Below are 26427 nucleotides of genomic sequence, written 5' to 3' on the forward strand. Positions count from 1 at the left end.
CCACGTCGGGCCGGCTATGCCGTGTCCAGCGTGGTGCGTCTCGCGGGCGGGGCGGCGGCATCGAAAACTTTCGAACGCAAGCCCTGCAAGCATGTCGCGCGGATCGCATGTTTGGTCGGCATCGCGCCAAACCACGTACCGGCGCCCGCTACCGCCTCACCCTCCTGCATTATTCACTCTGGAGAGAATTAATCTTGCATCGATCGATGGTTTGATGCACCAAACGGTCAGTGGCGTCGAAGAACGCTGGTGAACATCGGAGGGGATTATGCGGCTTCGTTCGTGCTGGCTCGGTGTGTCCGCGTTGGCTTTGCTATCGACCGGCCTCGCGACGGGTCAGGCCGTCGCCCAGTCGGTCCCGGCCGATCCCGGCGCGTCGACCGAGCAAGCGGAAAGCCCCGCGCCGCAGCAGGGCGACATCATCGTCACCGCGCGCCGCCGCAACGAAAATCTGCAGACCACGCCGCTGTCCGGCTCCGTCCTGTCGGGCACCGATCTGGCGAACAAGGGCGTATCGAGCGTCGATGCGCTCCAGTTCGCCACACCGAGCGTGGTGGTGAACAATTTCGGCCAGGGCATCGACTTCAACGTCCGCGGCATCGGCAAGGGCGAGCACAATACGCAGACCGCGACCGGCGTCATCACCTACCGTGACGGCGCACCGACGTTCCCCGGCTATTTCGCGCAGGAACCCTATTACGACGTCGCGAACATCCAGGTGCTGCGCGGTCCGCAAGGCACGATCGTCGGCCAGAACGCGACGGGCGGCGCGGTGTTCGTCAACAGCAACGACCCGATCATCGGCGGCGGCTATCGCGGCTATATCAACGCGAACGTCGGCAACTACTCCGACGTCGGCGTACAGGGCGCGGTGAACATCCCGGTGAGCGACACGTTGGCCGCGCGGTTCGCGGTCTATGGCCAGCGGCGCGACGGCTTCTACGATATCACCGGGCCGGGTGGATCGAAATACACAGGTAACAACGGCGACGTCCGCCAGCTTGCCGGCCGCTTCAGCCTGTTGTGGAAGCCGACGTCGCGGCTGTCGATCCTGTCGAAGACCGACGTCGATTATCTCGACATGGGGGCCTATCCCGCCAGCCCGTTCACCAACCAGTTCCGGTACCTGCCGGTCGGCAGCACGACGCCGAACCCCAATTACCGCGACCTGTTCGACATCACCGCGAACGCCCCGCAGGAGGCGCGCGACAAGTTCTACCGTTCGATCCTGCGCATCAACTACGAGTTCGACAACGGGATCCAGCTGCGCTCGGTCAGTGCCTATGCGAGCGGCAACACCAAATACCGCTCCGACCTGGACGGCACCGCGACCGCGAACCGGACGTTCTTCGACAGCGTCGACGAGCGCCAATATTCGCAGGAACTGACGCTGATCTCGCCAGATACGGCGCGCGTCTCGTACCTGCTCGGTGCGTTCGGCGTCTGGAACAAATACGATTTCAAATCGCCCTATCAGTTCGTGATCGGCGCGCCGCTCGGCAATCCGCTGACCGAATATCGGTTGCAGGGTATCAACCCGAACCGCTCGCTGGCCGCTTTCGGGCAGCTCGGCTTTGCGATCACGCCCAAGCTGAAGCTCGAGGTCGGCGGCCGCTACACGACCAGCCGCAGCCGCAACGACATCGACGTGCTGCAATATGGCACGCCGATCCTCGCCGAGCAGACGACCAGCTCGAACGATTTCTCGTACAAGGCCTCGCTCGGGTGGGAGGTCAGCCGCGACCAGTATCTCTACGGTTTCGTCGCGACCGGGTTCAAGCCGGGTGGGCTCAACGTACCTGTCGGCCTGGGCAACCCTGCGCCGTTCGGTGCCGAGCAGGTCACATCCTACGAAGCCGGCTGGAAGGCGAACTTCCTCGACCGTCGTATCCGGACCAGCGTCAGCGCCTTCTACAACGACTATGAGGCTTTCCAGGTTACGATCGGCAACCCGACCATCCCGGTGTTCGGGCTCCAGGTGAACGTGCCCGGCAAGACCAAGATCTACGGGATCGAGGCCGAGGCCGACGTTAAGTTCGGCAATCTGACGTTCGACGTCGGCATGAACGTGTTGCGCAGCGAACTCGGTCAGTTCTTCGCGACCGATCCGCGCATCCTGGCGGTCGCCGCCTGCCACGTGAACACCGGGCCCGCCAGCGTATCGTGTCGCAACCTGAAGGGCGTCGACCAGAGCTATGCGCCGAACTTCACGTTCAATGTCGGCGCCAGTTACGAGATCGCGCTGGGCGGCGGCTCGACGCTGACGCCGCGTGCCAATTACGGGCACATCGCGCCGCAATGGGCGACGCTGTTCCAGAATCGCGCGCTCGGCGATCGGCTGGAGGCGCGCAATATCGTCAACGCACAGCTCGCCTACAATCGTGGCACCGTCACGCTCACGGCCTACGCGACCAATCTTACCGACCAGCATTATCCCGCGGCGTTGAACAGCGGGCTCTATTTTGCGGGATCGCCGCGGCAATATGGCCTGAAGCTGCTGAAGGCGTTCTGACGACCATGCAGAGCTACGGACTGACGGTAGACAAATTCCTCGACCACGCGGCCAAGTGGTTCGGCGATCACGAAGTGGTCTGGGCGGAGAAGGGCGTTCCGGTCGCACGCTTCGGCTATGCGGACTTGCGCGAGCGGGCCAACCGATTGTCGGGCGCGCTGGTCGCGCTCGGCGTTCAGCCGGGCGACCGGATCGGCACGCTGGCCTGGAACACGCGGGATCATCTCGAAGTCTATTACGGCGTGATGGGAATCGGCTGCGTCTGCCACACGCTCAACCCGCGACTGACTCCGGCGCAGTTGGCGGCGATGATCAACGAGGCGGACGACCGTATCCTGGCGGTCGCGACCGACATGATGCCGCTCGTCGCGCAGGTTCGCCCGCACTGTCCCGGCGTCAGGCACGTCATCGAACTGGACGGTGACGAGGCAGAGCCAACGACCGGCGCAACATGGTCCAAGCAAGCCTTGGTCGCGGCGCATGGCGCGCCTGTAAACTGGGGCGAGTTCGACGAAAACGCGCCTGCGGGGCTTTGCTACACGTCGGGCACCACGGGGCGGCCGAAGGGTGTCCTCTACACGCACCGCTCCAACTATCTGCACACGCTGCGGGCGCTCCAAGCCGATGTCGTGGGACTGACGGCGCGCGACGTGCTGCTGCTCGCGGTACCGATGTTTCATGCCAATGGCTGGGGGCTGCCGTTCGCGGCGCCCGCGGCGGGAACGAAGATGGTCCTCCCTGGTCGGCATCTCGACGGCGCGAGCCTGGCGCAGATCATTCGTGCCGGGGGCGTGACGGTGGCGGTCGGCGTGCAGACCGTATGGCTTGGGCTGGTCGATCATCTCGATCGCACGGGTGAGGACCTGCCATCGCTGGAACGCGTAATCATCGGCGGGTCGAACTGTCCGGATGCCTTGCTCGATCGTCTCCAGACGCGGCTCGGCGCGCGGGTGCAGACGAGCTGGGGCATGACGGAGCTTTCGCCGATCGGGACGATATCGCCGGCCACCGCCGCGCTGGGACCGTCCGGGTCCGCAGGCCCGCCACCGCTCGGGCTGGACCTGAAGCTGACCGATGCGAACGGCGTTAGCCTTCCCGAACAGCGCGGCGTGCAGGGGCATCTGAAGGTGAGGGGGGCGAGCGTCCTCGACCGATATTTCGACGCCGATACGGAGGCGCTCGACGACGAGGGCTATTTCGACACGGGCGATCTCGCGACCATCGACGCGGCGGGCAACCTCACCATCTGCGGCCGCGCGAAGGACCTGATCAAGTCGGGCGGCGAGTGGATCAATCCCGCCGAGATCGAGGCCATCATCGGCGCGCATGCCTCCGTACGGCACGTCGCGGTGATCGCGCGACCCGATCCGCGCTGGGGCGAGCGTCCGTTGCTCGTCGTCGAGGGCGAACCGAGCGACGACGCCCGCATGTTGCTGGACCTGCTGCGTGGGAAAGTCGCCGACTGGTGGATTCCCGACCGCGTCGCAATGGTCGGCACGATGCCGCTCGCGTCGACCGGCAAGATCGACAAGACCCGACTCCGCACCGACTATGAGCAGGGACTGATCGTCGCGGAACAGGTCTGACGGCGCGCCGCTAGTCGCAGGTCGCGACCGGCGGCGGCAGCTTCGGCGCGACGAGGCCGACGTTCCAGTTCCACCCGATCCTGCCGGTCGCACGTCGCCGGCACATCACGCTTTCGTTCAGCGCGAACATCCCCGGCATCAGCGTCTGCTGCACCACCGGTGTTGCGCCGAAATGCATATAGCTTTGGTTCGCGGTATAGGAGGGCCACGGCGTTGCGTTGCGCGCGACGGGCTTGCCGTCGCGAACGAAGCTCGCCCAGTAATCGATCATCGCCTCCGACAATGCTCGTTCATCCTCGGTATCCGGCACCTTCGGCCAGCGCGGCGGCGTGCCGTCGAAATTACCGAATACGAACGGCAATTCGCTCGCATGAAAGGCATGAAGATCGGCCTGGTCGGCAGCGGGATAGCCGTGATCGAAAAGATAGAGATACGCCGGGACGCCCAGCGCCGCTTGCTTCCGCACCACCCGTTCCGCGGTCCATCCATATAGCGCGTCGCGCGTCGTCGCGAGAATGCTCTCCTGATAGCTGCTGGCGGGATAGAGCCGCAGGAACGCATCGGACAGGTCGCCGTACCGATCGCGGATCGTACGCTCATAGGCCTCGGCGGTCTGCGGCGGCTTGGGCGCAAGCATCTTCAGCGAGCGGATCTCGCCCTGGTTGAAGCCCGCGAGCACCGGCACCGCCGCTTGCTTGCCCTGGTCGAACGCGTCGACCATCTGCTGCGGCAACACCGCGCCATCGACGACGCCGAACGGTGCGAAGCCAAGCTTGGCGGAGGTGTCCGTCAGCGTCTGCGCATCCATCGCGCGGAGACTCTCGACGTCCGGCATCTGCAACGCCCCGGTCAGCATTTCCCCGCCGCCTTCGCCTGACGGCGCACCGAACACGCTTTTGCGCAGCTCGGGCATAGAGATCATGTACGAACTTTCCGCGATTGCCTTGGCGAACAGGCCGTGGGCAGCGGGCGACGTCATCAGGTACAGCGTGCTCAGGCCGCCGGCGGACTCGCCCGCGATCGTCACATTGCGGGCATTGCCGCCGAACGCACCGATGTTGTCGCGTACCCATTTCAGCGCCGCGATCTGGTCGAGCAGGCCGTAATTGCCCGATACACGCTGCGCGGATTCACGGCTCAGCCACGGATGGGCGAGCCAGCCGAGCACCCCCAGCCGGTAGTTGATCGACACGACGATCACCCCGCGTTCGGCGAACTTCCGGCCGTCATAGGTCGGCTCGCGGCTCGATCCGGTGACGAGTGCACCGCCGTGGATCCACACCATCACCGGCGCATTCTTCGCGTTGGCGGGCGTCCAGACGTTGAGCGACAGGCAGTCTTCGCTGACGGGCATCGGCGGACCTGAATAGATCGTCGTGGTGCCACCCTGGGGCTGCACGCATGCCGGTCCGAAGTCGATCGCCGCACGCTCGCCCGACCAGCGCGGCAGCGCGACGGGCGCACGCCATCGCAGTTTGCCGATCGGCGCGGCCGCGTAGGGAATGCCCTTGAAGACGCGGACGTCGCCTGCGGCCGTGCCCGACACGCGGCCTGCAGGCGCATCGACGACGGGCGCTCTGTCTGCTGCAAAGACGGGCGTAGCGCTTGCGAGCAGGAGCGAAACCAGACCGTGATACGCCTTCATATGCGGGACTCCTGACGGGACAGCGTGCGCGCGAGCCAGAGGAACAGGCCGATCGCGACTGCGTAGAATGGGGTGAGCGTGTAAAGCGACAGCTGCAGCGGATTGGTCGCGCCATGTGCGGCGAACCAGTCGCTGGCGGCACCGACCCAGGTCGGTCCGAGGCCGAGGCCGATGAAGTTCATCACCAGCAGCAGCAACGCACCCGCCAGCACGCGCTGGTTGGGCGCAGCTTCCTCCTGCACCAGCGTCACCGAGCAGGAGAGGTAGAAATAGTTGAAGAACATCACGATCGTCAGCAGGGCGAGCGCCAGCGGCCAGGTCGGTGCCCAGACGAACGCCAGGTAGAACGGCATCGACACCGCCAGGGACACTGCCGGCGCGATCGCGAAGACGCGGCGCGATCCGCGGGTGAAGCGGTCGATGATCCGCCCCGACGCGATCATCCCGCCGCCCATTCCGACCACGATCGCGACGGCGTACCAGATCGCGATCTCGGGCAGCGTCATGCCCTTCTCCCGGATCAGGAACAGTACCGCGAAATTGCCAAGGCCATAGGTGACGAACTGCGTTGCGCCGCTGCCGAACGCGGCCAGCGTCATCACCGGGTTTGCGAAGAACGCCTTTACCGTGCCCCAGAACGGCGCACGGTCGCGCGTAACTGCATCGCCGTCGGTCGCGCCGTCCCGCGCCGGCTCGCGGATTATGAACGGCAGGGCGATGGCGGCGACGATGCCGACGATGCCGATCGTGATGAACGCGTCGCGCCAGTCATAGGCCGCCGCGATCGACGCGCCGAGTGCGATTCCGAGCGCCGCACCGATCGGTGGGCCCAGATTGTAGATGCCGAACGCCACGCCGCGCTTGCCCGGTGCGAAGGTATCCGTGATCAGCGCATAGGAGGGCGGGACGCCGCCCGCTTCGCCGAACCCGACCAGCATCCGGCCGGCCACCAGTTGCGGATACGTACGCGCCATGCCGCACGCGATCGTCGCCGCGCTCCAGATCGCGCAGGCGAGCGTCAGGATGCCGACCTTGCTCGTACGGTCGGCCAGCCAGCTGACCGGGATCGCGATTAAGCAATAGAACAGCGCGAAATACAGTCCACCGATCAACCCGAGTTGGCCATCGGTGATATGCAGCGAATCTTGGATCGGCTTGGCGAGGATGCCCAGCAGCTGTCGGTCGAGGAAGTTCAGCACGTACACGAAGGTCAGCATCGCCAGCACGATGCCGGGGCGCCGGGGACGTTTGGTGGCGGGGCGTTGCGCCATGGGTATTACCGGCTGCGACTCCGACGTCGCAACGCTGCTCAGGACCGCCATCAACCTCTCCCACTTGGCGTGGATTATGCGCTGAGAATGCTGGACGGCTTGGCGACTGTCAATGCACACTCTCTTGCTTGTGAACACGCGGGTGCGCGCGCGCGGTGCTTGACGCATGCGGCATTAGGCGGGAGTGATCGGGACGTGACGCAAACCGAAAAACCCGCTCGCCGCTCGCGCAAGGCCGATCAGCGTGCCGAGACGATGGAACAGATCTTCGACGCCGCGGAGGAATTGTTCTCGAAGCATGGGCTGCACGGCGTCACGCTGAAGGACGTCGCCAAGCAGGTTGGCGTCCATCACACGCTGCTGAACTACTATTTCAGCGACAAGAAGGCGCTGTTCGACGCGGTCTTCGCGCGGCGTGCCGGCGTGACCAGCGAACGCCGGATGACGGCGCTGGACGACTATGAACGCGCGGCGGGCGACGCGCCGACCGTCGAGGGCGCGCTCCACGCATTTCTGGACACCGACCTAGACACCTATATCAAAGGCGGGGAGGGCTGGAAAAATTACGCCAAGCTCGGCGCGCAGGTCGCGAACACGCCCGAATGGGGCGCGGATCTGATGGACCGGCATTTCGATCCGGTCGTCTTGCGCCTAATCGAACTGCTCAAGCGCGCGCTGCCCGATTGCCCCGAGGACCGCATCTTCTGGGGCTATCACTTCGTCACCGGCGCGCTGATGCTTACGCTTGCGCGCACCGGGCGGATCGACAAGCTGTCCGGCGGTCTATGCCATTCGGACGACTTCCCCGCGGTGAAGGAGGTCATGGCTAATTTCATGGCCGCCGGCTTCCGCTCGATCTGCAGTGCGCCGGAAAAATAGCGGCACGTTTATCAGTGTGCTGCGCCATCGAGCACGACGACAGCAGTGGTAAATGGCGCTGACAAGGCATGGTAACTGGATACGGCAGCGAAGCCTGCGAGACCTGCGCCGAGCGTCGCAATGCAGATGAATTCGAATGCCGACGAGCGGTGCTTGAACTTGGCGGATCGCTGAACACCTCGCTGCGTGGCATCTGCGCGTACAACACTTCGTCTATCGAGCGTCTTCGGTTGGCGATCCAGGATCGGCTCGCTCAGCAATGTTGCGAGGCTGATCGGATCCTGCGTCCGCACGCCGAAGCGGCTGCCGCCGTTCCACACCACACGACCAATGATGACAAGAGTCCCGCGGCGAATATCGACATAGGTCCCAAGGATCGGCGGTTCGCTGCTCGATACAAGCAGGCCCTTGTCGGACACGTCATGAATGCATCCGTTCGACCATTTGCCGCCGACATTCATGCGACAGGGAACCGAGAGTTCCTTCAAAACGCGCAATTCTCATCCGATCTGGTTGGATCATCGTCCAGAATGCGTATCCCGGTGTCGAAGCGCACCCCATCCGGGAAATATACCGAGACGCGTCATGCATCGCCGACAGCGCCAAGGATGGCGCATCGAGACGGGTCAGCGCGCGTCGACCGATCAACGGTCCCAGCATTTCCACATCCGTCACCCACTTCCGACGCACCGCATCAATGTCGTCGGGCGGTATGTACCGGTCCCCCAGACGCGCAACGCAGTCGCCGCGCGTGTTCGACTGACCTTGCGGATTACCGTGCGAGCGCGATCAGTTGGGCGATGCCGCTGGTCCCCGTCTTCGCGACGATCGCGGCACGGTGATCCTCCACCGTCTTTGGGCTAATGTCGAGCGCGGCGGCAATCGCCTGGTTGTTGTGGCCCTTCACGAGCAGGTCGAACACCTGGCGCTGCCGCGGCGTCAGCCCCGCGGTCCGAGCGAGTGCCGAGCGTTGCACTTTGGACCAGGCGACCCCCTCGGCGATGGCGGCGAGCAACCGGTCCTCGTCGATCGGCTTTTCGAGATAGTCGAGGCCGCCATAGCGACGCACCGAATCAACCGCGTTGGCGGTCGTCGGCCATGCGGTCATGAAGATGATCGCGACCGCGGGGTCGAGCAGGCGGACGCGGTCGGCAAAGTCGAACCCGTCGATCTCGCCCATCATCACGTCGGTGACGATGCAGTGCGCTGGCGCGCGCTCGTACACTTTCAGCAACGGGGCGGGATCCAGGAACGGTTCCGCGACATGCCCGTGACGGCGAAGCAGCCGTGCGACCGCAGCGCCGAGGTCCTGGTCGTCATCGACGACATACACCATGCCACACGCGGTATCAGTCATGCGGGCTCTCCAACAAGCGGAAGGGCGATGGTCGCGCACGTTTGCCCCGCCGTATCGGTGATGCGCGACAGGGTGCCACCATGCGCCTCGACGATCGCGCGGGCGACGAGGATGCCGACGCCCATGCCGGACTGCTCGGGGCGGGCGGGTCGCGATCCGTTCACGACCACCAGCTCGACGCCTCGGTTCGTGCGGGTCACGCCGAGCGTCACGTTGCCGTCGCCGCAGGCGTGGACCGCGTTGCGCACCAGGTTGACGATTGCCTGCGCCAATTCGACTTCCTGCGCGAGGATGACGAGGTCGGGCGCGACGGCGTCGATCGACAGCGTGACACCCTGCGATTTCGCCTCGGGCCGGGCCAGCGCCGCGACGGTGTCGATCAACGTCGCGAGCGGCAGGGGCGTCGGCACGTCGACCGTCCGCCCGCCGAACCGCCGGAGTCGGCGGACCAGCGTCGATAACGCGGCGGCCTTGCGGTCGATCAGCGCAGCAGCTGTCGCGATCTCGACATCGGCCGAGACGGTCAGCTCGTGCAGATGCTTAGCCTCGATCGCCAGCGTCGAAAGCGGCTGGCTGATCTCGTGGATGACCGCCACCGACATCGCCCGCAACGTCTTCAGCCGTTCGGCCTGGAACAACAGGCGATCGCGGCGTTCGAGATCGACCCGCACCTTGGCCTGCGCATCCGCGAAACTGCCCGCCAGATACCCGACGACCATGATCGAGGCGAGGCTCATGTGCAGCGCGAGGCGCCCGCCCATGTCCATCGGCATCGCGGTTTGCGGCAGGACCATCGCCGCGACGACGACGATCGCCAGCCAGCTCGCCAGCCGCCCGAACCGCAGCCCGATCCACGCGACCGCGAGCAGGACGGGGGTATGCGGCGTGCCCAGGCCGATCCGCGCGAGCAGGATCTCGATCGCGAACGACGCGACCAGGATCACCACGGCCTCCGCGACCGACGCCATGCTCGGGCGTCCGGGCCGCAATGTGCCGCCCGTCGCAAGGTCCGCCACCCAGAGCAGGGGCGGCGCCAGCAGCAGGACGCCGAGCAGGTCGCCGACGACGAACCCGGTCAGCGACGTCACCGTCTCGCGCAGTCCGGACACGCCGGTGAGATCGGGGCGTAGCAACGACCAGGGCAGCGCGGTCAACGCCGCGGCGGCGGGCGCGCCGACCGAGGCGAGGCCAAGCGGCATCGGCGCAACGCTCATGCTCGTCTGTGCACGATCCGCCATCGTCCGGACCAGCAGCACGATCAGGCCATAGACCAGCGGCGGACGGATCACGCCGATCAGCGCGGTCAGCCATCCCGCCGACCGCGGATCGATCACGCCGGTGCCAATCTGCACGAGGATTTCGGTCACGATGATCGCAAGGGTCAATCGCGGCCCGCGCCGCCACAGCAGCGCAATGCGGAAGCCGGCCGCAGGATACAGCAGCGAATAGAAACCGCGCCCGCCCCATTCGGCGGCGATATGATGCGCCGCCAGGAACGCGAGCGCATACCCGACCAGCCAGGGCAGGTCGGCGATCGTCGGCAGGACGGCGGTGGCGCGGGAGGGGGTACGGGGCTCTACGAAGGGCTTGGCGAGCGTCGTCATTACGGCCTCTCTGCCAGATCGAAACGCCGCAGCCTATCCGGGCGTATCCCGGAATGCGATCCTAGGCCGAAGGTGGCACGCCGCGATCGTTCGGCGGTAAGTCCCAATAGGGCGGATCGCCGAACGAGGCCCTGAGGCTCAGCGTCAGGGCAGCGATCTTGGCCGACGCGCTGCGCTCCAGCGGCCCGCCACCAGCATACTCGCCTGGAGGATCACGCGGCGCTCGCCATAGGACAGGACGACGTGCGCCCAATCGTCCGTCATCGCGCCCGGCCGCTGCGTCGCGATCGAGGCCTGCACCCGGTCCGGCAGGCCGAACAGGAGCAATGCCTGATCGACGAGATGCGGACCGAGATCGTACCAGACACCGCTGCCCGGCCCCGACCGCTCGCGCCAGCGGTCGCGGACGTCCGGCCTGAACCTATCGAAGTGCGATTCGAAATGCGTGACGTCGCCGACGACACCTGCGTCGATCGCGGCGCGCACGGTGAGGAAATCGCTATCCCAGCGCCGGTTGTGGAAGACGGACAGCAGTACCCCCCGATCTTCCGCCAGTCCGACAAGCCCGCGTGCCTCGTCGAGGTCTAGCGTGAACGGCTTGTCGATCACGACATGCTTCCCCGCGGCGATCGCTGCCCTCGCAAGCGGTGCGTGCGTCTCGTTCGGCGTCGCGATCACGACCAGGTCAATGTCCTCGGCCGCGATCAGCGCGTGCGGATCGGCGTGGACCACCATCCCCAGAAAGTCCGCCTGCACCTTGCCGGCATCGCGCGACGAGACCGCGCAAAGCTCGAGCCCCGCGACCGACGTTATCAACGGGGCATGGAAGGTCTTGCCCGAAAACCCGTAGCCGATCAGCCCGACGCGTATGGGGCCGGCTTGCTCGTCCGTCATGCTCACCCCTCAGTCCATGCCCGCGCGGATCGCTGCGGCTGCCAGGAACGGTGCGCCCGCGACGAGCACGAGGCTGACCGCGGCGAGCAGTTTCACCGCGCCCGCGCCGCCGGCCGGGTCTAGCGATCCCGCTCCGAAGATCAGCAACGGCACCGCGAGCGGCAGCATGACGAGACCCGTCACCGCCCCGCCGCCGCGAACGCCCGCGACCAGCGCGCTCGTCGCAACCGCGAGTGCGGCGAGGCCGGGCGTGCCGATCAGCAGGCCGATCTCGACGCGGAGCAGCGTGTCGGCCGACAGGTTGAGCAGGCCGGCGGCGATCACCGCGGCGAGCATCAGCGGGGGGCCGAAGCTCAGCCAGTGCGCGATCGTCTTCGCCAAGGCGACCAGCGCAAGCGACATCCTGCGGACGACGAACTGGTCGAATACGCCCGCCTCCAGATCGGGACCGACGAGGCGCTCGACCGGCAACAAGGCCGCAAGCAATGCCGCGGTCCAGATCACCCCGCCGCCGATCCGCGCGAGCAACGCCGCGTCGGGGCCGATCGCGAACGGGAACAGTGTCGCCACCAGCAGGAAGAACGCGACCACCAGCGTCGCGCCGCCACTCGACACGCTGCGCCGCAGATCGCGACGGATCAGCGCGATCACAACGCAATCTCCTGCGCGTGGGGAAGCGCCAGCGACAGATGCGTTGCGACCAGTGCGATACCCCCGGTGACGCGGTGCTCGGCAATCAGCGTTTCCAGTCGAGCGATCGACACCGTGTCGAGCCCGTTGGCGGGTTCGTCGAGCAGCCAGACCGGTGCTCCGCTAGTGGCAACGCGGGCGATCGCCGCGCGGCGGCGTTGCCCGGTCGACAGCAGGCGGACCGGAATGTCCGCGAGCGCATCGAGATCGAGTGCGGACAGGGCGTGGGCGATCCGGGTATCGGGGGCGGGCGCATTGTCCAACGCGGCCCAGAAACGAAGCGCCGCGATCAGCGTGCGGTCCGAGTCGAGCGCGCTTGCCTCGGTCAGCAACGCCTTGTCCGCGTCACACGTCACGGCGCCTTCGAATGGCGCGAGCAGGCCGGCGGCGATACGGATCAGGCTCGATTTGCCGATGCCATTGGGACCGGTGACGATCGCCGCATCGCCCGGCCCGAGGTCGAACGACACGCTTGAGAACAGCAATCTTCCGCCCCGTACGCACGCGACGTCGCGAAACGCGAGACTCATGCGGCGGAGTCTTCCAGCGCGTGCATGTCGTCGTCGCTGAGGCCGAAATGATGGCCGATCTCGTGGATCGTCACATGCGCGACGAGATCGTCGAGGCGCACCCCGGTCTCGATCCATTCCTCCAGGATCGCACGGCGGTACAGCACGATGCGATCGGGCATCGGCGCGACGTCCATCGACGATTTCTCGCCGAGCGGACGGCCGTGGTACAGCCCCGACAGGTCGAGCGGGTGTTCGAGGCCCAGCGCCGCCAGCGTCTCCTCGTCGGCAAACTCCTCGACCGCGAACACGATGTCGCCAAGATGCTCGGCGAACTGCGCGGGCAGCCTGGCGATCGTCGCGCGACAGATCGCCTCGATCGTGTCGGCGTCGGGGGCTTCCCCGGATATTGTCGCTTGCCCGCTCATGCCGCCAGCCATACGCGTCGGCGAACTGTTGCGGCAAGGGAGAGCCCGATGATCGAAGCGCTGAACGATACCGAGCGGGCCGAGGCGCTCGATGGGCTCGACGAGTGGGATTACGACGATGCGCGCGACGCGATCACGCGGACGATCGTGTTCGCCGATTTCGTCGAGGCGTTCGGCTTCATGACGCAGGTCGCGCTGATCGCCGAACGCGCGAACCACCATCCGGAATGGAAGAACGTCTGGAACCGCGTGGAAATCCTGCTGACGACGCATGACGCAGGCGGGCTGTCACCGCGCGATATCGAGATGGCCGAAGCGATCGACGCGATCGTCGGCGACGCCTGAGGTAAAACGATCCTCCCCCGCCAGGGGGAGGTGGCACCGAAGGTGACGGAGGGGGAGGACACGGAACCTCGGTCATCGCGTACCGCCCCCTCCGTCTGGCAAGTGCCAGCCACCTCCCCCTGGCGGGGGAGGATTAAAGCGGGTTCAGCCCTTCCGCATATCCCGCCGCATCCGCTTGCGCAGCGCACCCGGCATCCACCGCGCGGCGAACGCCATCCGGTGCGCGGTCTTCCCCACGAACGTGTGCACCTTGTCGCCGTGCACTGCCTCCCAAGCAGCCTCCGCGACCTTGTCCACCCCGGTCAGTTCCAGCCCCGCCCCCGTCACCGTCTCGCGGATCGAGTGGTTCGTGTTCCCCGCCGCGGAATCGAGCAGCGGCGTGTCGATGAAGCTCGGTACGATCGAGCGCACCTTGATGCCGTCCGCCGCCCATTCGCCGTCGAGCGCCTCGGTGATCGCGCGCACGCCGAACTTGGTCGCGGAATAGGGCGCGAGCCCCGCCGATCCATAGATCGCCGACGCCGACGCGGTGTTGAGCAGGCACGATCCCGGCGTCCGCTTAAGATACGCATGGCCGATCCGCGCCCCGTTCAGCGCGCCGACCAGGTTGATCGCGATCACCCGGTCGATCTCGGCGAAATCGGTCTCCGCGAGCGGTCCGCCCGATCCGATCCCGGCATTGTTGAACAGCACGTCGAGCCGCCCGCCGGTGGTCGCGACGAACGCGTCGAGCGACGCCACCCACGCATCGCGGTCGCGCACGTCCATCTGATACGTGCTGACCATGCCCGCGGGCAGCATCGCGGCGGTCTCGGCAAGCCCTGCGACGTTGACGTCGGCGAGCCCAACCCGCCAGCCTTTCCGCGCGAACAGTATCGCGGTCGCGCGGCCGATCCCCGATCCGCCGCCGGTGATGAAAATGCCCTGCTGGCTCATACCCTCTCCATTTGATTTTCCGGTATGTTTCCCGCATCCTGCGCGCAGATGCCAGACAATTCCCCAGCGCTCGCTTTCGAACGCGTCACCAAGAGATACCCAGGCGCTGGGGGCACGACGATCGCCGTCGATGCAGTCTCGCTGGAGATCGCACGCGGCAGTTTCGTCGCACTCGTCGGCACGTCCGGTTCGGGCAAGTCGACGCTGCTGAAGACGCTCAACCGCCTGGTCGAGCCGAGCGAAGGCCGCGTGACGATCGACGGTGCCGACGTCGCCGCCGAGCCCGCGCCCGAACTGCGCCGCCGGATCGGCTACGTCTTCCAGAACATCGGCTTGTTCCCGCACATGACGATCGCCGAGAACATCGCGATCGGCCTGCGCATCGCCGGCCGCACGGACGAGGCGAAGGTCGGCGAACTGCTCGACCTCGTCGACCTGCCCCGCGACATCGCCGGCCGGATGCCCGACGCGCTCTCGGGCGGCCAGCGCCAGCGTGTCGGCATCGCCCGCGCGCTCGCACCTGGCGCAAAACTGCTGCTGCTCGACGAGGCGTTCGGCGCGCTCGACCCGGTCACGCGCGATGCGCTCGGCACGCGGATCCGCGAGCTCCATGACCGGCTCGGGCTGACCACCATCCTCGTCACGCACGACATGGCGGAGGCGCTGTTGCTCGCCGACCGCGTGCTGGTGATGAAGGCGGGGCGGATCGTCGCCGATGCCACGCCCGCCGACCTCGTTGCCGGCAAGGGTGGCGACGACGCGCAGGCGCTGGTGCAGGTGCCGCGTGCGCAGGCCGAACGCCTTCAGGCGCTGGTCGCATGAGGGGGGTCGCATGAGCGCGTTCCTCGATGCGCTCGGCCGCGTGCCGCCGCTGCTCGCCAACCACGTCCTGCTCTCCGCGGCGGCGCTGCTGCTCGGCATCGCGATCAGCCTGCCGCTTGGCATATGGTCCGCGCGCAACGCGACCGTGGCGCGCGTGTCGCTCGGTTTCGCGAGCCTCGTCCAGACGATCCCGAGCCTTGCATTGCTCGCGCTATTCTACCCGCTGCTGCTCAGCCTCTCCGCGCTGGTCGGCGGCGGCATTCCCGCGCTCGGCTTCCTCCCGTCGCTGATCGCGCTGACGCTGTATGCGCTGCTCCCGATCCTGCGGAATGCGGTGGCGGGGCTGCACGGCATCGATCCCGCGGTGATCCAGGCGGCGGACGCGGTCGGCATGACGCCCGCGCAGAAACTGCGGCTGGTCGAGGCACCTTTGGTCGCGCCCGTACTGATCGCCGGCATCCGCACCGCGGCGGTCTGGACGATCGGGGCGGCGACCTTGTCGACGACGGTCGGCCAACCGAGCCTCGGCGACATGATCTTTGCGGGACTCCAGACGCAGAACTGGGCGCTGGTGCTCGCCGGTTGCGTGTCGGCGGCCGCACTCGCGCTGGCGGTCGACGCGCTGATCGGCGCGATCGAATATGGCATCCGCGCGCGCCGCCGCTGGCTGTGGATCGCGAGCGCGGTGGTGCTGGTCGTGGGAACCGCGGCGGCGACCGCCCCGCTGTGGCCGAAGGGTGGCGCAGACCGCACCGTGGTGGTCGGCGCAAAGAACTTCGCCGAACAATACATCCTCGCGCGGCTGATCGGCGACCGGCTCGAACATGCGGGCTATACCGTCGAATATCGCGATGGCCTCGGCTCGGCGGTGGTGTTCGGCGCGCTCTCCGGAGGCGATATCGACGTCTATGTCGATTACGCCGGGACGATCTGGGCGAACGAGATGAAGCGCAACGACGTCCCCGAACGCCCGGCGATGGTCGCCGCGATCGGCGACTGGGCGAGGCGCGAGCATCATGTCGGCCTGATCGGCTCGCTAGGGTTCGAGAATGCCTATGCCTTCGCGATGAAGGGCGACGCGGCGAAGGCCAAGCGCATCGCCAGCCTCGACGATCTGGCGAAGGCCGCGCCCGGCATGACGCTCGGCAGCGATCTCGAATTCCTCGAACGTCCCGAATGGGCCGCGGTGAAGCGCGCCTATCCGCTCCGCTTCGCCAAGACCACGCCGTACAGCCCGACCTTCATGTACCGCGCGCTGGAGAGCGGCAATGTCGACGTCATCTCCGCCTTCTCGTCGGATGGCCGGATCGCTGCGGACGGGCTTACCGTGCTGACCGACCCGCGGCGTGCGATCCCAGGCTACGACGCGATCCTGATGGTCGCGCCGAAGCGGGCAGGGGACGCCAAGTTCCTCGCTGCGCTGAAGCCGATGGTCGGACGCATCCCGGTCGAGGCGATGCGCGCCGCGAACTATCGGGTCGATCGCGATACCGACAAGGAGACGCCCGAGGCCGCGGCGAAATGGCTCGCCACCAAGACCGGGCTTCAGGAATAGGCGCGGTAGAAGAACACGATCGTCGTCGCGATCGTCACCAGCAGCGTCCACACGCGGATCACCTGCGGCGACAGCAGCAACCCCAGCTTAGCCCCGAAATGCCCGCCGACGATCCCGCCGATCAGCATCGGCACGCATAGCGCCCACACCACCATCCCGGTCACGATGAAGATGATCGTCGCGGCGAGGTTGGCGACCGCCAGCATCAGCGTCCGCGGCGGCGCGAGCGTCGCGGGCGTCGCGCCCGACAGCAGCCCCCAGGCGGCGGTCAGCATCAGCCCGACGCCGCCGCCGAAATACCCGCCATACACCCCCAGCAACGCCTGCACCGCGACCAGCGACTTCGGCCCGATCTCGACCCGCGACCGGAGCCACAGCGACGCGCGCGTGCCGAACGCGATAGCCAGCGTTGCGAACAGCAGCAGCCACGGCACGATCAGGTCGAACGCACGCGCCGACGTCGCCACCAGCAACAGGCTGCCGACCAGCCCGCCGACGAACGTAATCCCCGCCATCGTCTTCATGCTGACGCCAGAGATCGGCTGGAGTCCGTGGCGATACGCCCATGCACTCGCCATCGCACCCGGCTGGAGCGAGACGTTGCTGGTCGCGTTGGCGAAGGTCGAGGGCACGCCGAGCCCGATCAGCGTCGGCATCGTCGCGAAGCTGCCACCGCCCGCCAGCGCGTTCATCGCCCCGCCGAGAACCCCAGCCCCTGCCGCCAGCGCGACCGCAGTCCACTCAAGCAAAAGCGTCGGACTCGGCGGCGGCCTCGCGATCGATCTGCGCGCGGCTCTTCTTCTCCGACGCGGTTTTCAGCTGCCCACACGCCGCATCGATATCGCGACCGCGCGGCGTCCGCACCGGTGCCGAGATCCCCGCGCTGAACACGATGCTGGAGAACGACTTGATCCGCTCCGGCGTCGAGCACTCGTATTGCGCCCCCGGCCACGGATTGAACGGAATGAGGTTCACCTTTGCCGGCAACTCGTACTTCCGCAGCAACCGCACCAACTCGCGCGCATCGTCGTCGGAGTCGTTCTTGTCCTTCAGCATCACGTATTCGAACGTGATCCGCCGCGCGTTGTTGGTGCCCGGATAGTCCGCGCACGCCTGAAGCAGCTCTTCGATGCCGTATTTGCGGTTCAGCGGCACGATCTCGTCGCGCACTTCCTTCGTCACCGCATGCAGCGATACCGCCAGGTTCACGCCGATCTCCGCCCCCGCACGCGCCATCATCGGCACCACGCCCGACGTCGACAGAGTGATCCGCCGCCGGCTGAGCGCGAGGCCAGCGCCGTCCATCACCAGCTTCAGCGCATCGCGGACATTCTCGAAATTATAGAGCGGCTCGCCCATCCCCATCATCACGATGTTGGTGAGCATCCGCCCCTCCGGCTGGCTCGGCCATTCGCCCAACGAGTCGCGCGCGAGCATCACCTGGCCGACGATCTCGGCGGGCGTCAGGTTGCGCACCAACCGCATCGTACCGGTGTGGCAGAACGTGCAGTTGAGCGTGCAGCCGACCTGACTCGACACGCACAGCGTGCCGCGATCCGCGTCGGGGATGAACACCATCTCGTAATCCTGCGCGTCATCCGACCGCAGCAACCACTTCCGCGTGCCGTCGGTCGACACCTGCGCCTCGACCACGTTGGGCCGGCTGATCACGAAGCGCTGCTCCAGCCACGGGTGCATCGTCTTCGAGATATCGGTCATCGCCGAGAACTCGGTCGCGCCGCGATTGTAAATCCAGTGCCACAGCTGCTTGGCGCGCAGCTTGGCCTGCTTCTCCTCGAGCTGCGACGTCTCCAGCGCCATCCGCAGATCGGCGAGCGACAGCCCGAGCAGGTCGATCCGCCCATCGCTGCGCGGCACGAAGCTGCGGGGAACGGGCACGGGATCGATGTGCCCGGGAATAGGCATGAGGTTCGCGGCGGTCTGCATGCGCGAGCCCGTAGCGGAATTTTCGTGATTTTTCTACTGGCTGCTGGACGAGGGCGGAATCGCTCAGCCGTCTCTCAGGAGACAGGCACCACCCCGGCGAAGGCCGGGGCCCAGTTGGGGGACGAAGATGGTGACGCTCAGCCCGTAGTTATGACCACCTCTCCAACTGGGCCCCGGCCTCCGCCGGGGTGGTGCCATCGGATTGGGATACGCTCCACAAAACGTCACCCCCCGCTACACGCCAACACAGCCGCATCGATCGCCGTCGCCGCCCCCGACAGCGCATACACATCGACGAACGGCCGCCCCCCGACACCGACCGCCTCCACGCTCATGCTTCGCCCCGACCGCATCGCCGCCACGATCGCGCGATCGCTCGGCGCATCGCCAGCCCACGCATCCAAGCCGTTCGCCACCAGCGCGAATCGCCGCTCGCCGACCGTAAGCGTCACCCCCGCCGACCGATCCCTCTCGCGACTGAGCCGCACATACAAGGACGCGCGTAAACCCCGCTTCGGCCACGTCGCAACGCTGGCGAACCCGGACGAACGCCCCCCCGCCATCACCGGCCGCGCAATCGCGTAGCACCGTGCCGGGCTGGCATCGCGAAACGCACCCCACCCCTTGTAGATGCCGATCGTGTCCCGCGCCGCCGCCGGAGCAGCGATCGCCAACGCCAGCAGGAATGCGAATTTCACGCCGGAGCGAACCCCGTACCCAGATGCGGCACCGTCGCCCGGCCATTCTCGACCAGCGTAACCGACCCCTGCGGCAACCCCCTCGCAACCGGCGCGCCCAGCAACGGATCGACCGCCGCCCCGGTCATCACGCCGAGCATCACCCGACTCGAAATCCCGTGCATGATCACCAGCCGATCGCCCGGATCCTCCGCCGTATCGGCCAGCCACCCGCCGACTCGTGCCGCGATCTCTCCATAGGTCTCGCCATCAGGTGCAGGCTTCAGCGTCCCACCCGGCAGCATCACCGGCCCGACCTCGTCGACGACGTCCGCGTAGTAGCGCCCGCCCCACGATCCCATGTCGATCTCGACCAGCCGCGGATCGGTCCGCGCGTCATGCCAGTCCAGTTCCAGGTGCTCGCAGATCACCGCCAACGTCTGCAACGCGCGGCCGGTCGGGGAGGACCACAGCGTCAGCGCCGGCTTCATCCCAAGCACCTCACGCAACGCCCGCCCAAGCTCGTCCGCCTGCGCGAACCCCGCCCGCGTCAACGGCGTATGCGCCGCATCCCCCTGCAATCGATGCGCCGCGTTGAACACGGTTTCGCCGTGCCGCGCGACGAAATCGCGACCCTTGCGAAGGGCTGGAATATCGGTTGATCGGGCGTCACCTTCACCCTGCCGTTGGCTTGGAATCATGGCCCGCGTTTCAACCCCCTGTGGCGCAAAAGCAACGGATTTCCGCGTTTATCTGGGGTTCATGCAACGCCCGCACGGTTGGTCCATTGGAGCGGTCCGCCCCGCGTAATGGGGCGCCGGTTCAGTAAAGGAGTAACCCCAATGCGTACGCTCATCGCCGTCTCGCTGCTCGCCACCACCGCCGCCATCAGTTTCGGGGCAGCACCCGCCCTCGCGCAGACCAACCCGACCTTCACCGGCCCCCGCGTCGAGGCCACGCTCGGCTACGACCACACCGGCGCCGGCAGCAGCGTGTCCAACAACAACGGGCGCGACGACCAGAAGATCGACGGCCTGCTGTACGGCGGCGGCATCGGCTACGATATCGCGACGTCGGACAACATCGTGCTCGGCGCCGAAGCCGAACTGACCGGCTCGACCGCGAAGAGCAACCGCAACGACTACACCAGCGACTTCGGCTATGGCCGCGTCAAGCAGGGCCGCGACATCTACGTCGGCGCGCGCGCGGGCTATGTCGTCGCACCGACGACGATGCTGTACGTCAAGGGCGGCTACACCAACTCGAAGCTGAGCGTGCTCGCTGGCAGCACCAGCCAGACCACCGACACCAACTTCAAGCTCGGCGGCTGGCGCGTCGGTGCGGGTGCCGAGCACGCGATGGGACCGAACAGCTATGCCAAGCTCGAATACCGCTATTCGAACTATGAGCGCGGCAACATCGACTATGCGACCGGCGGCACCAGCAGCCGCTTCGACGTCGATACCGACCGCCATCAGGTCGTGGCGAGCTACGGCTTCCGCTTCTGATCCGGTTAACCCTGAATTTACCTGAATAAACGAAGGGTCGGGGTGCTTGCCCCGGCCCTTTGTTGTTGGGTAGGTAGGTTTGGAGTTGCCCCCGGTATCGAGTCCGACCGCGGCGGCATGGGGGATTTTCATGAAGGCGACGATCGAACGCGCAACGCTCCTCAAGGGGCTGAGCCATGTCCAGTCCGTGGTGGAGCGGCGCAACACCATCCCCATCCTGTCGAACGTGCTGATCGAGGCGACTGCCGAGGGCACGCTCAAGCTGATGGCGACCGACCTTGATCTCCAGATCAACGAATCGATCGCAGCCGCCGTCGACCAGCCCGGCGCGACCACGGTGTCCGCGCACACGCTGTTCGACATCGCGCGCAAGCTCCCCGAGGGGTCTCAAGTCCAGCTCGCCGCGTCGGAAGGCCGGATGAGCATCGTCGCAGGCCGCGCCCGCTTCTCGCTCGGCACGCTGCCGCGCGACGATTTCCCGGTGATCGCGGAAGGCGAACTGCCGACCCAGTTCGAGCTGCCCGCCGAGACGCTCAAGCAGATCATCGACAAGACGCGCTTCGCGATCTCGACCGAAGAGACGCGCTATTATCTCAACGGCATCTTCCTGCACGTCGCGGACGGCGACAGCTCGAACCCGGTGCTGAAGGCCGCGGCGACCGACGGCCACCGCCTCGCGCGCGTCACGCTGCCGCGCCCCGAGGGTGCCGAATCGATGCCCGACGTGATCGTGCCGCGCAAATGCATCGGCGAGCTGCGCAAACTGCTCGACGAGGTCGACGGTTCGGTCGGCGTATCTCTGTCGCCCACCAAGATCCGCTTCGACCTCGGCCAGGCGATCCTGACCTCGAAGCTGATCGACGGCACCTTCCCCGATTACAGCCGCGTGATCCCGACCGGCAACGACAAGATCCTCAAGATCGATCCGAAAAGCTTCATGGAAGGCGTCGACCGCGTCTCCACGATCGCGACGGAGAAGACGCGCGCCGTGAAGATGGCGCTCGACCGCGACAAGATCACGCTGTCGGTGACCTCGCCCGAAAACGGCACCGCCGCGGAGGAGGTCCCCGGCGATTACGTCGCGCTCCCGTTCGAGATCGGCTTCAACAGCCGCTATCTGATGGACATCCTCGCGCAGATCGACGGCGACATGGTCGAGGTACATCTGGCGGACGCCGCCGCCCCGACGCTGATCCGCGAGAACGATAAGTCGCCCGCGCTGTACGTGCTGATGCCGATGCGGGTTTAACACTCAGCATGGGGCTTCTCTATCATCCGGAGCCGGGTGAGATCGTCATGTGGCACTATGAGGACGTGGTGATTTCACCCGAGATGCGGAAAGCCCGGCCCGTGGTTATCGTCGGCCCACGGTTGCGACGACGCGGACGATTGGCGACGATCATACCGCTCAGCACGACGGCACCTCAGATGATCGAGAATTATCACTGCAGGATCGAGTTATCGGAGGCTCTTCCACCGCCGTTCGATAACATCGCCATGTGGGCGAAGTGCGATATGATCACGACCGTGTCGCTGGACCGGCTGGATCGGTTCAAAGGCTCGAGAACATCTGGCGGGGCCGCGCGAAAGTGGCTGACGGGACGCGTATCTAGCGAACAGTTGCAGGATATTCTGACAGCCATGCTTTTCGGACTCGGCCTTGATTCCTTGACAAACCGGGTTTGACAGCCCACCTATTTTAGCGTTCCCGCTCTGCGAAAGCATCGGGCTTGGAGACTGTCCGGAAACGGGCAGCCGGCTTCACATATTGCGATACCAAGCATGTGAAGTCGTAGTGATCGAAAGGCCATCCTGCGGGGTGGCCTTTTTCGTTTGAACGCCTCGTTAAACCTGATACTAACAGCAATGTCAGTAAGGAGTCGACTCGATGGCGAAGCTTCCTCCGTTCCCCGGTACGACCGGTCGTCGTGATTGGCGTACGGCGTTCGATGCGATCAAGAAATTGCTCGCCAACGGCGACGACACCACGCAGGTGTTCCGGATCATGCGCGCGCTCAACGTCGGCAATGCGCCGATGAATTACGCGCGATTGATCGCAACGGAGCAGGGCGGGCGGATCGCCTATGACCGCGTCGAACTGGCGCAGCGTTTCTCCGACCCCGCGTTCGTCGCGAGCTTTGCGCCCGGCACGGTCGGGGCGGCGTATCGCACTTTCCTCGAGACGACGGGCTATTCCGCCGACGGGCTGGTCGAGGTCTCGCGTCTCGTGCCGTCCGAGGACGATCTGGCGCATCCTTATGCGTGGTTCGGCCGGCGGGTGCGCGACACGCACGATATCTGGCACGTGCTGACCGGCTACAAGGCGGATGAAAGCATGGGCGAAGCGGCACTCGTCGCGTTCAGTTACGCGCAGGTCGGCGGGCTCGGCTGGGCGCTGATCGGCTCCGCGGCGGCGCTGAAGAGCATGCGCGTCACCGGCAGCAAGCTGTTCGCGAAGGCGGTCTGGGAAGGCTATCGCAACGGGCGGAAAGCGAAGTGGGTGTCGGGCGAGGATTATCTCGAACTGCTCCACGAACCGCTGGAGGCCGCGCGCGAACGGCTAGGGATCGTCACGCCGGTCGCGTATCTGCGGGCGCAGCGCGAACTCGGACCGGCGCTCGCATCGTATCTCAGCACGCAGAGGGCGGCGACCGCGACGGCCGCACCCGCAGTCGTGCCGGAGCGGATAGCCGCCTGACGCGATGCTCGATAGCGGATGGGGCGTGTCGCTGGCGCAGATGTGATCGGATCGGGCCCTTACCCGTTCGTGCTGGGCGAAGTCGAAGCACCGTCGCTTGTGCCACGCCTTTCGACTTCGCTCGGGCCGAACGGAAAAGGGCGATGCAATCGGCTCCGAAAGTCCTTTAAGGCGGGGGCAATGCTGTCGCGCCTCGTCCTCACCGATTTTCGCAATCACGCCGACCTGACGCTGACGCCGGGACCAGGGTTTGTCGTGCTGACCGGCGAGAACGGCGCGGGCAAGACGAATATCCTGGAGGCGGTGTCCCTGCTCGCCCCCGGCCGCGGGCTGCGGAGAGCCGCACTCGGCGAGATGACGCGACAAGGTGGGGCAGGCGGCTTCGGCGTAGCAGCCACCTTATTCCCCTCCCGCTTACGGGAGGGGTTAGGGGAGGGCGCGACGTACGTACTGGCGTCCGCTCCCGAGGAAAGCGCGCCCCTCCCCCGACCCCTCCCGCAAGCGGAAGGGGAGTTAGCAGAGGACGAGATGCAGCCGAGCGAGGCGCCCGCAGTCGGCGAAGTCGACGTCGCAACCGGGACTCTCGCCTCCGCCCCCGAACGCCGCATCGTCCGCATCCAGGGCGCCACCACCACCGCCAACGCACTAGCCGAGTGGCTCACGATCCTCTGGCTCACGCCTGCGATGGACCGCCTGTTCGTCGCCCCCGCGGGCGAGCGCCGCGGCTTCCTCGATCGCCTCACGCTGGCGCTCGCCCCGAGCCACGCCCACCACGCCGCCCGCTACGACGCCGCGATGCGCGCGCGAAACCGCCTGCTCGCCGACGAAGGCCGCCCCGACGGCGACTGGCTCTCAGCACTCGAAGCGCAGATGGCCGAGCATGGCGCCGCCGTCGATGCGGCCCGGCGCGAGACTGTCACCCTGCTCGGCACGAGGCTTGCGCATCAGGACGACGGCCCATTCCCCCGCGCAGGCCTGACACTCGAAGGCTGGGCTGGCGACACCACGCGCCTGCAAGCCGACCTCGCCCAGGGCCGCGCGCGCGATGCCGCTGCCGGGCGCACGCTCGGCGGACCCCACCGCGTCGACCTGATCGTCACGCACCTCGACAAGGACCGCGCCGCGTCGCTCGCCTCGACCGGCGAGCAGAAGGCGCTCCTCCTCGGCATCGTCCTCGCGCACGCGGACCTGGTCGCGGAACGCACCGGCCAGCCCCCCGTCCTCCTCCTCGACGAGGTCGCCGCACACCTCGACCCATCCCGCCGCGCGGCGCTGTTCGCGCGGCTCGCAGGCCGCGGCCAGGTGTGGATGACCGGCACCGAAGACGCGCTGTTCGACGCGATCGGCACCCAGGCAACGCGCATCGCGGTCGGGCGTTAGGCTGAACGCGCGCTGTCGAGCAGGCTCACCGCGCGTTCAAGCGGGCGCGGGCAAAGCTCCGTCCATCGAAGACACGGAGAGATCATGATGACCCGGAATTTCACGCGCGCAGCCCTTGGCGTCCTGATGGTTGCAGCCACCACCGCCCCCGTTTTCGCACAAGCTCGTGACGGCGGACGTCCGGAGGGCCGCTACGACATGAGCCGTGCCCCCTGGTTACGCCCCGGCTACCGCCTCGAAGGCGCCGGCGTGCCTGTGCTCTTCCCCGAACTGCGCAATACGCCGCGCGGCATCGCGTTCGTGATGCCGAACTTCGACGCGAACGGCGATGGCCGGATCAGCCCGCGGGAGGCCGACGACGCCAATCGCGAATTCGCACGCATCGCCGGCCCCCGCCGCGACCGGTTCGATTGGGATGCGTACGGCCGCGACCCGCGCGGCTATCGCGGTGACCGCGGTGGCGGCACCACGGTGGTCGAGACCACCACGACCTGGGACCGCGGCGCGATGCGCAACTACGGCTTCCGCCAGACCCCGCGCGGCGCGACGCTGACGCTGCAGGAGGACGTGCTGTTCCGTACCGACAGCGACGTGCTGCGTCCCGGCGCGATCGAGAAACTGCGTCCGCTCGCCCGCTATTTGCGCGGCAACCCCGGCGTCCGCGTGGCGATCGACGGCTTCACGGACTCGCGCGGGACGGACGCGCATAACCAGGACCTGTCCGAACGTCGCGCGGCGAGCGTCCGCCAGGCGTTCGACGACATGGACGTCGTCCGCGCCCGCTTCAGCGTCGTCGGCCACGGCGAGCGCGACCCTGTCGCCACGAATGCAACGCCGGCCGGCATGCGCCTCAACCGCCGCGTCGAGGTAACCCTGCTAGGCCAGCGCGCCGACCGCTTCTGAAGCCGGTCTCCCTCGCCCCTCCGGGGAGAGGGAAGGGGCCCGCGGCCCTTGCCGTGGGAAGGGAGAGGGGAGTGAGGCTCGCAAGGCTGATCCCAACTCCCCCTCACCCTCCCGTCGCCTAAGGCTCCTCCTTCCCTCTCCCCAAGGGGAGAGGGACAAGCCCGACCCAACCTGCACCACCCCGGCGAAGGCCGGGGCCCAGTTGGGGGACATTGTTGACTGAGCGCAGTTCGTCGTTACTGCGACCTTTCCAACTGGGCCCCGGCCTCCGCCGGGGTGGT

General features: G+C 66.7%; 25 protein-coding genes and 1 pseudogene. 12 read left to right on the forward strand and 14 right to left on the reverse strand.

Annotation, left to right across the window (positions count from 1 at the left end; translation table 11 throughout):
- The first annotated feature begins 268 nt into the window (after nucleotides 1–268).
- Both AC1ME3_RS07605 and AC1ME3_RS07610 read left to right on the forward strand, forming a co-directional pair.
- Entirely contained in the window at nucleotides 269–2512 is a 2244-nt protein-coding gene (locus tag AC1ME3_RS07605) for a TonB-dependent receptor (RefSeq protein WP_480955490.1), read from the forward strand.
- A gap of 5 nt (nucleotides 2513–2517) precedes the next feature.
- On the forward strand, nucleotides 2518–4098 hold the full coding sequence (locus AC1ME3_RS07610) for an AMP-binding protein (RefSeq protein WP_480955491.1): 1581 nt from the start codon (nucleotides 2518–2520) through the stop codon (nucleotides 4096–4098).
- A 10-nt stretch (nucleotides 4099–4108) separates the two neighbouring features.
- Here the strand turns inward: AC1ME3_RS07610 and AC1ME3_RS07615 are convergent, their stop codons facing one another.
- Both AC1ME3_RS07615 and AC1ME3_RS07620 read right to left on the reverse strand, forming a co-directional pair.
- Nucleotides 4109–5743: a carboxylesterase/lipase family protein gene (locus tag AC1ME3_RS07615; protein WP_480955492.1), complete on the reverse strand. Its 1635-nt coding sequence runs from the start codon at nucleotides 5741–5743 to the stop codon at nucleotides 4109–4111.
- The gene (locus AC1ME3_RS07620) at nucleotides 5740–7065 is read right to left on the reverse strand and encodes a spinster family MFS transporter (protein ID WP_480955493.1); all 1326 of its coding nucleotides are present in this window, start codon (nucleotides 7063–7065) and stop codon (nucleotides 5740–5742) included. Before AC1ME3_RS07620 ends, AC1ME3_RS07615 begins: the two co-directional genes overlap by 4 nt.
- A 204-nt stretch (nucleotides 7066–7269) precedes the next feature.
- Between AC1ME3_RS07620 and AC1ME3_RS07625 the strand changes: the two genes are divergently transcribed.
- A complete protein-coding gene (locus AC1ME3_RS07625) occupies nucleotides 7270–7893 on the forward strand; it encodes a TetR/AcrR family transcriptional regulator (RefSeq protein WP_480955789.1) in 624 nt (207 codons plus the stop codon).
- Nucleotides 7894–7904: 11 nt separating this feature from the next.
- Here the strand turns inward: AC1ME3_RS07625 and AC1ME3_RS07630 are convergent, their stop codons facing one another.
- From AC1ME3_RS07630 to AC1ME3_RS07660, 7 genes and pseudogenes are all read right to left on the reverse strand, one after another.
- Complete coding sequence (locus tag AC1ME3_RS07630; RefSeq protein ID WP_480955494.1) at nucleotides 7905–8390, reverse strand: PilZ domain-containing protein; 486 nt, start codon at nucleotides 8388–8390, stop codon at nucleotides 7905–7907.
- Nucleotides 8391–8665: 275 nt separating this feature from the next.
- Nucleotides 8666–9250: a response regulator transcription factor gene (locus tag AC1ME3_RS07635; RefSeq protein ID WP_480955495.1), complete on the reverse strand. Its 585-nt coding sequence runs from the start codon at nucleotides 9248–9250 to the stop codon at nucleotides 8666–8668.
- Nucleotides 9247–10854 carry a sensor histidine kinase gene (locus tag AC1ME3_RS07640; RefSeq protein WP_480955496.1) on the reverse strand — a complete coding sequence of 536 codons (1608 nt, stop codon included), beginning with the start codon at nucleotides 10852–10854 and terminating at the stop codon, nucleotides 9247–9249. The genes AC1ME3_RS07635 and AC1ME3_RS07640 overlap by 4 nt, the downstream gene beginning before the upstream one ends.
- A gap of 183 nt (nucleotides 10855–11037) precedes the next feature.
- A pseudogene (locus tag AC1ME3_RS07645) lies at nucleotides 11038–11748 on the reverse strand (oxidoreductase); the annotation flags it as partial.
- A 9-nt stretch (nucleotides 11749–11757) separates the two neighbouring features.
- Nucleotides 11758–12399: a heme exporter protein CcmB gene (locus AC1ME3_RS07650; protein ID WP_480955497.1), complete on the reverse strand. Its 642-nt coding sequence runs from the start codon at nucleotides 12397–12399 to the stop codon at nucleotides 11758–11760.
- Nucleotides 12396–12968, reverse strand: coding sequence for a heme ABC exporter ATP-binding protein CcmA (gene ccmA, locus AC1ME3_RS07655; RefSeq protein WP_480955498.1), 573 nt, complete (start codon nucleotides 12966–12968; stop codon nucleotides 12396–12398). Before ccmA ends, AC1ME3_RS07650 begins: the two co-directional genes overlap by 4 nt.
- The gene (locus AC1ME3_RS07660; RefSeq protein WP_480955499.1) at nucleotides 12965–13375 is read right to left on the reverse strand and encodes a metallopeptidase family protein; all 411 of its coding nucleotides are present in this window, start codon (nucleotides 13373–13375) and stop codon (nucleotides 12965–12967) included. Before AC1ME3_RS07660 ends, ccmA begins: the two co-directional genes overlap by 4 nt.
- A gap of 48 nt (nucleotides 13376–13423) precedes the next feature.
- Between AC1ME3_RS07660 and AC1ME3_RS07665 the strand changes: the two genes are divergently transcribed.
- Complete coding sequence (locus AC1ME3_RS07665) at nucleotides 13424–13720, forward strand: 4a-hydroxytetrahydrobiopterin dehydratase (protein ID WP_055881974.1); 297 nt, start codon at nucleotides 13424–13426, stop codon at nucleotides 13718–13720.
- Nucleotides 13721–13864: 144 nt separating this feature from the next.
- On the opposite strand, the gene AC1ME3_RS07670 is transcribed toward AC1ME3_RS07665, so the two are convergent.
- The gene (locus tag AC1ME3_RS07670; protein ID WP_480955500.1) at nucleotides 13865–14656 is read right to left on the reverse strand and encodes an SDR family oxidoreductase; all 792 of its coding nucleotides are present in this window, start codon (nucleotides 14654–14656) and stop codon (nucleotides 13865–13867) included.
- Between the two features lie 48 nt (nucleotides 14657–14704).
- Here AC1ME3_RS07670 and AC1ME3_RS07675 point away from each other — a divergent pair, with 48 nt between their 5' ends.
- Nucleotides 14705–15478, forward strand: coding sequence for an ATP-binding cassette domain-containing protein (locus AC1ME3_RS07675; RefSeq protein ID WP_480955501.1), 774 nt, complete (start codon nucleotides 14705–14707; stop codon nucleotides 15476–15478).
- A gap of 10 nt (nucleotides 15479–15488) precedes the next feature.
- The gene (locus AC1ME3_RS07680; protein WP_480955502.1) at nucleotides 15489–17033 is read left to right on the forward strand and encodes an ABC transporter permease/substrate-binding protein; all 1545 of its coding nucleotides are present in this window, start codon (nucleotides 15489–15491) and stop codon (nucleotides 17031–17033) included.
- Here the strand turns inward: AC1ME3_RS07680 and AC1ME3_RS07685 are convergent.
- The 4 genes from AC1ME3_RS07685 to AC1ME3_RS07700 all read right to left on the reverse strand — a co-directional run bounded on the left by AC1ME3_RS07685 (nucleotide 17024) and on the right by AC1ME3_RS07700 (nucleotide 20358).
- Complete coding sequence (locus tag AC1ME3_RS07685; RefSeq protein ID WP_480955503.1) at nucleotides 17024–17782, reverse strand: sulfite exporter TauE/SafE family protein; 759 nt, start codon at nucleotides 17780–17782, stop codon at nucleotides 17024–17026. The genes AC1ME3_RS07680 and AC1ME3_RS07685 overlap by 10 nt on opposite strands.
- Nucleotides 17775–18980, reverse strand: a complete 1206-nt coding sequence (gene rlmN / locus AC1ME3_RS07690) for a dual-specificity RNA methyltransferase RlmN (RefSeq protein WP_480955504.1) — start codon at nucleotides 18978–18980, stop codon at nucleotides 17775–17777. Before rlmN ends, AC1ME3_RS07685 begins: the two co-directional genes overlap by 8 nt.
- A 224-nt stretch (nucleotides 18981–19204) precedes the next feature.
- On the reverse strand, nucleotides 19205–19678 hold the full coding sequence (locus AC1ME3_RS07695; RefSeq protein WP_480955505.1) for an invasion associated locus B family protein: 474 nt from the start codon (nucleotides 19676–19678) through the stop codon (nucleotides 19205–19207).
- Complete coding sequence (locus tag AC1ME3_RS07700) at nucleotides 19675–20358, reverse strand: histidine phosphatase family protein (RefSeq protein WP_480955506.1); 684 nt, start codon at nucleotides 20356–20358, stop codon at nucleotides 19675–19677. Before AC1ME3_RS07700 ends, AC1ME3_RS07695 begins: the two co-directional genes overlap by 4 nt.
- A gap of 141 nt (nucleotides 20359–20499) precedes the next feature.
- Between AC1ME3_RS07700 and AC1ME3_RS07705 the strand changes: the two genes are divergently transcribed.
- The 6 genes from AC1ME3_RS07705 (at nucleotide 20500) to AC1ME3_RS07730 (ending at nucleotide 26146) form a co-directional block, all read left to right on the forward strand.
- The gene (locus AC1ME3_RS07705; RefSeq protein WP_480955507.1) at nucleotides 20500–21165 is read left to right on the forward strand and encodes an outer membrane protein; all 666 of its coding nucleotides are present in this window, start codon (nucleotides 20500–20502) and stop codon (nucleotides 21163–21165) included.
- 130 nt (nucleotides 21166–21295) lie between these two features.
- Nucleotides 21296–22414, forward strand: a complete 1119-nt coding sequence (gene dnaN, locus AC1ME3_RS07710; RefSeq protein WP_056017955.1) for a DNA polymerase III subunit beta — start codon at nucleotides 21296–21298, stop codon at nucleotides 22412–22414.
- 8 nt (nucleotides 22415–22422) lie between these two features.
- Nucleotides 22423–22851 carry a type II toxin-antitoxin system PemK/MazF family toxin gene (locus AC1ME3_RS07715; RefSeq protein WP_480955508.1) on the forward strand — a complete coding sequence of 143 codons (429 nt, stop codon included), beginning with the start codon at nucleotides 22423–22425 and terminating at the stop codon, nucleotides 22849–22851.
- Between the two features lie 202 nt (nucleotides 22852–23053).
- Nucleotides 23054–23863 (forward strand): Coq4 family protein, encoded by an 810-nt coding sequence (locus AC1ME3_RS07720; RefSeq protein ID WP_480955509.1) that lies wholly within the window; start codon nucleotides 23054–23056, stop codon nucleotides 23861–23863.
- A gap of 180 nt (nucleotides 23864–24043) precedes the next feature.
- Nucleotides 24044–25243 (forward strand): DNA replication/repair protein RecF, encoded by a 1200-nt coding sequence (locus AC1ME3_RS07725; RefSeq protein ID WP_480955510.1) that lies wholly within the window; start codon nucleotides 24044–24046, stop codon nucleotides 25241–25243.
- 84 nt (nucleotides 25244–25327) lie between these two features.
- Complete coding sequence (locus AC1ME3_RS07730; RefSeq protein WP_480955511.1) at nucleotides 25328–26146, forward strand: OmpA family protein; 819 nt, start codon at nucleotides 25328–25330, stop codon at nucleotides 26144–26146.
- The last annotated feature ends 281 nt before the right edge of the window (nucleotides 26147–26427 follow it).

The sequence above is a fragment of the Sphingomonas sp. BL2 genome, assembly GCF_056680015.1.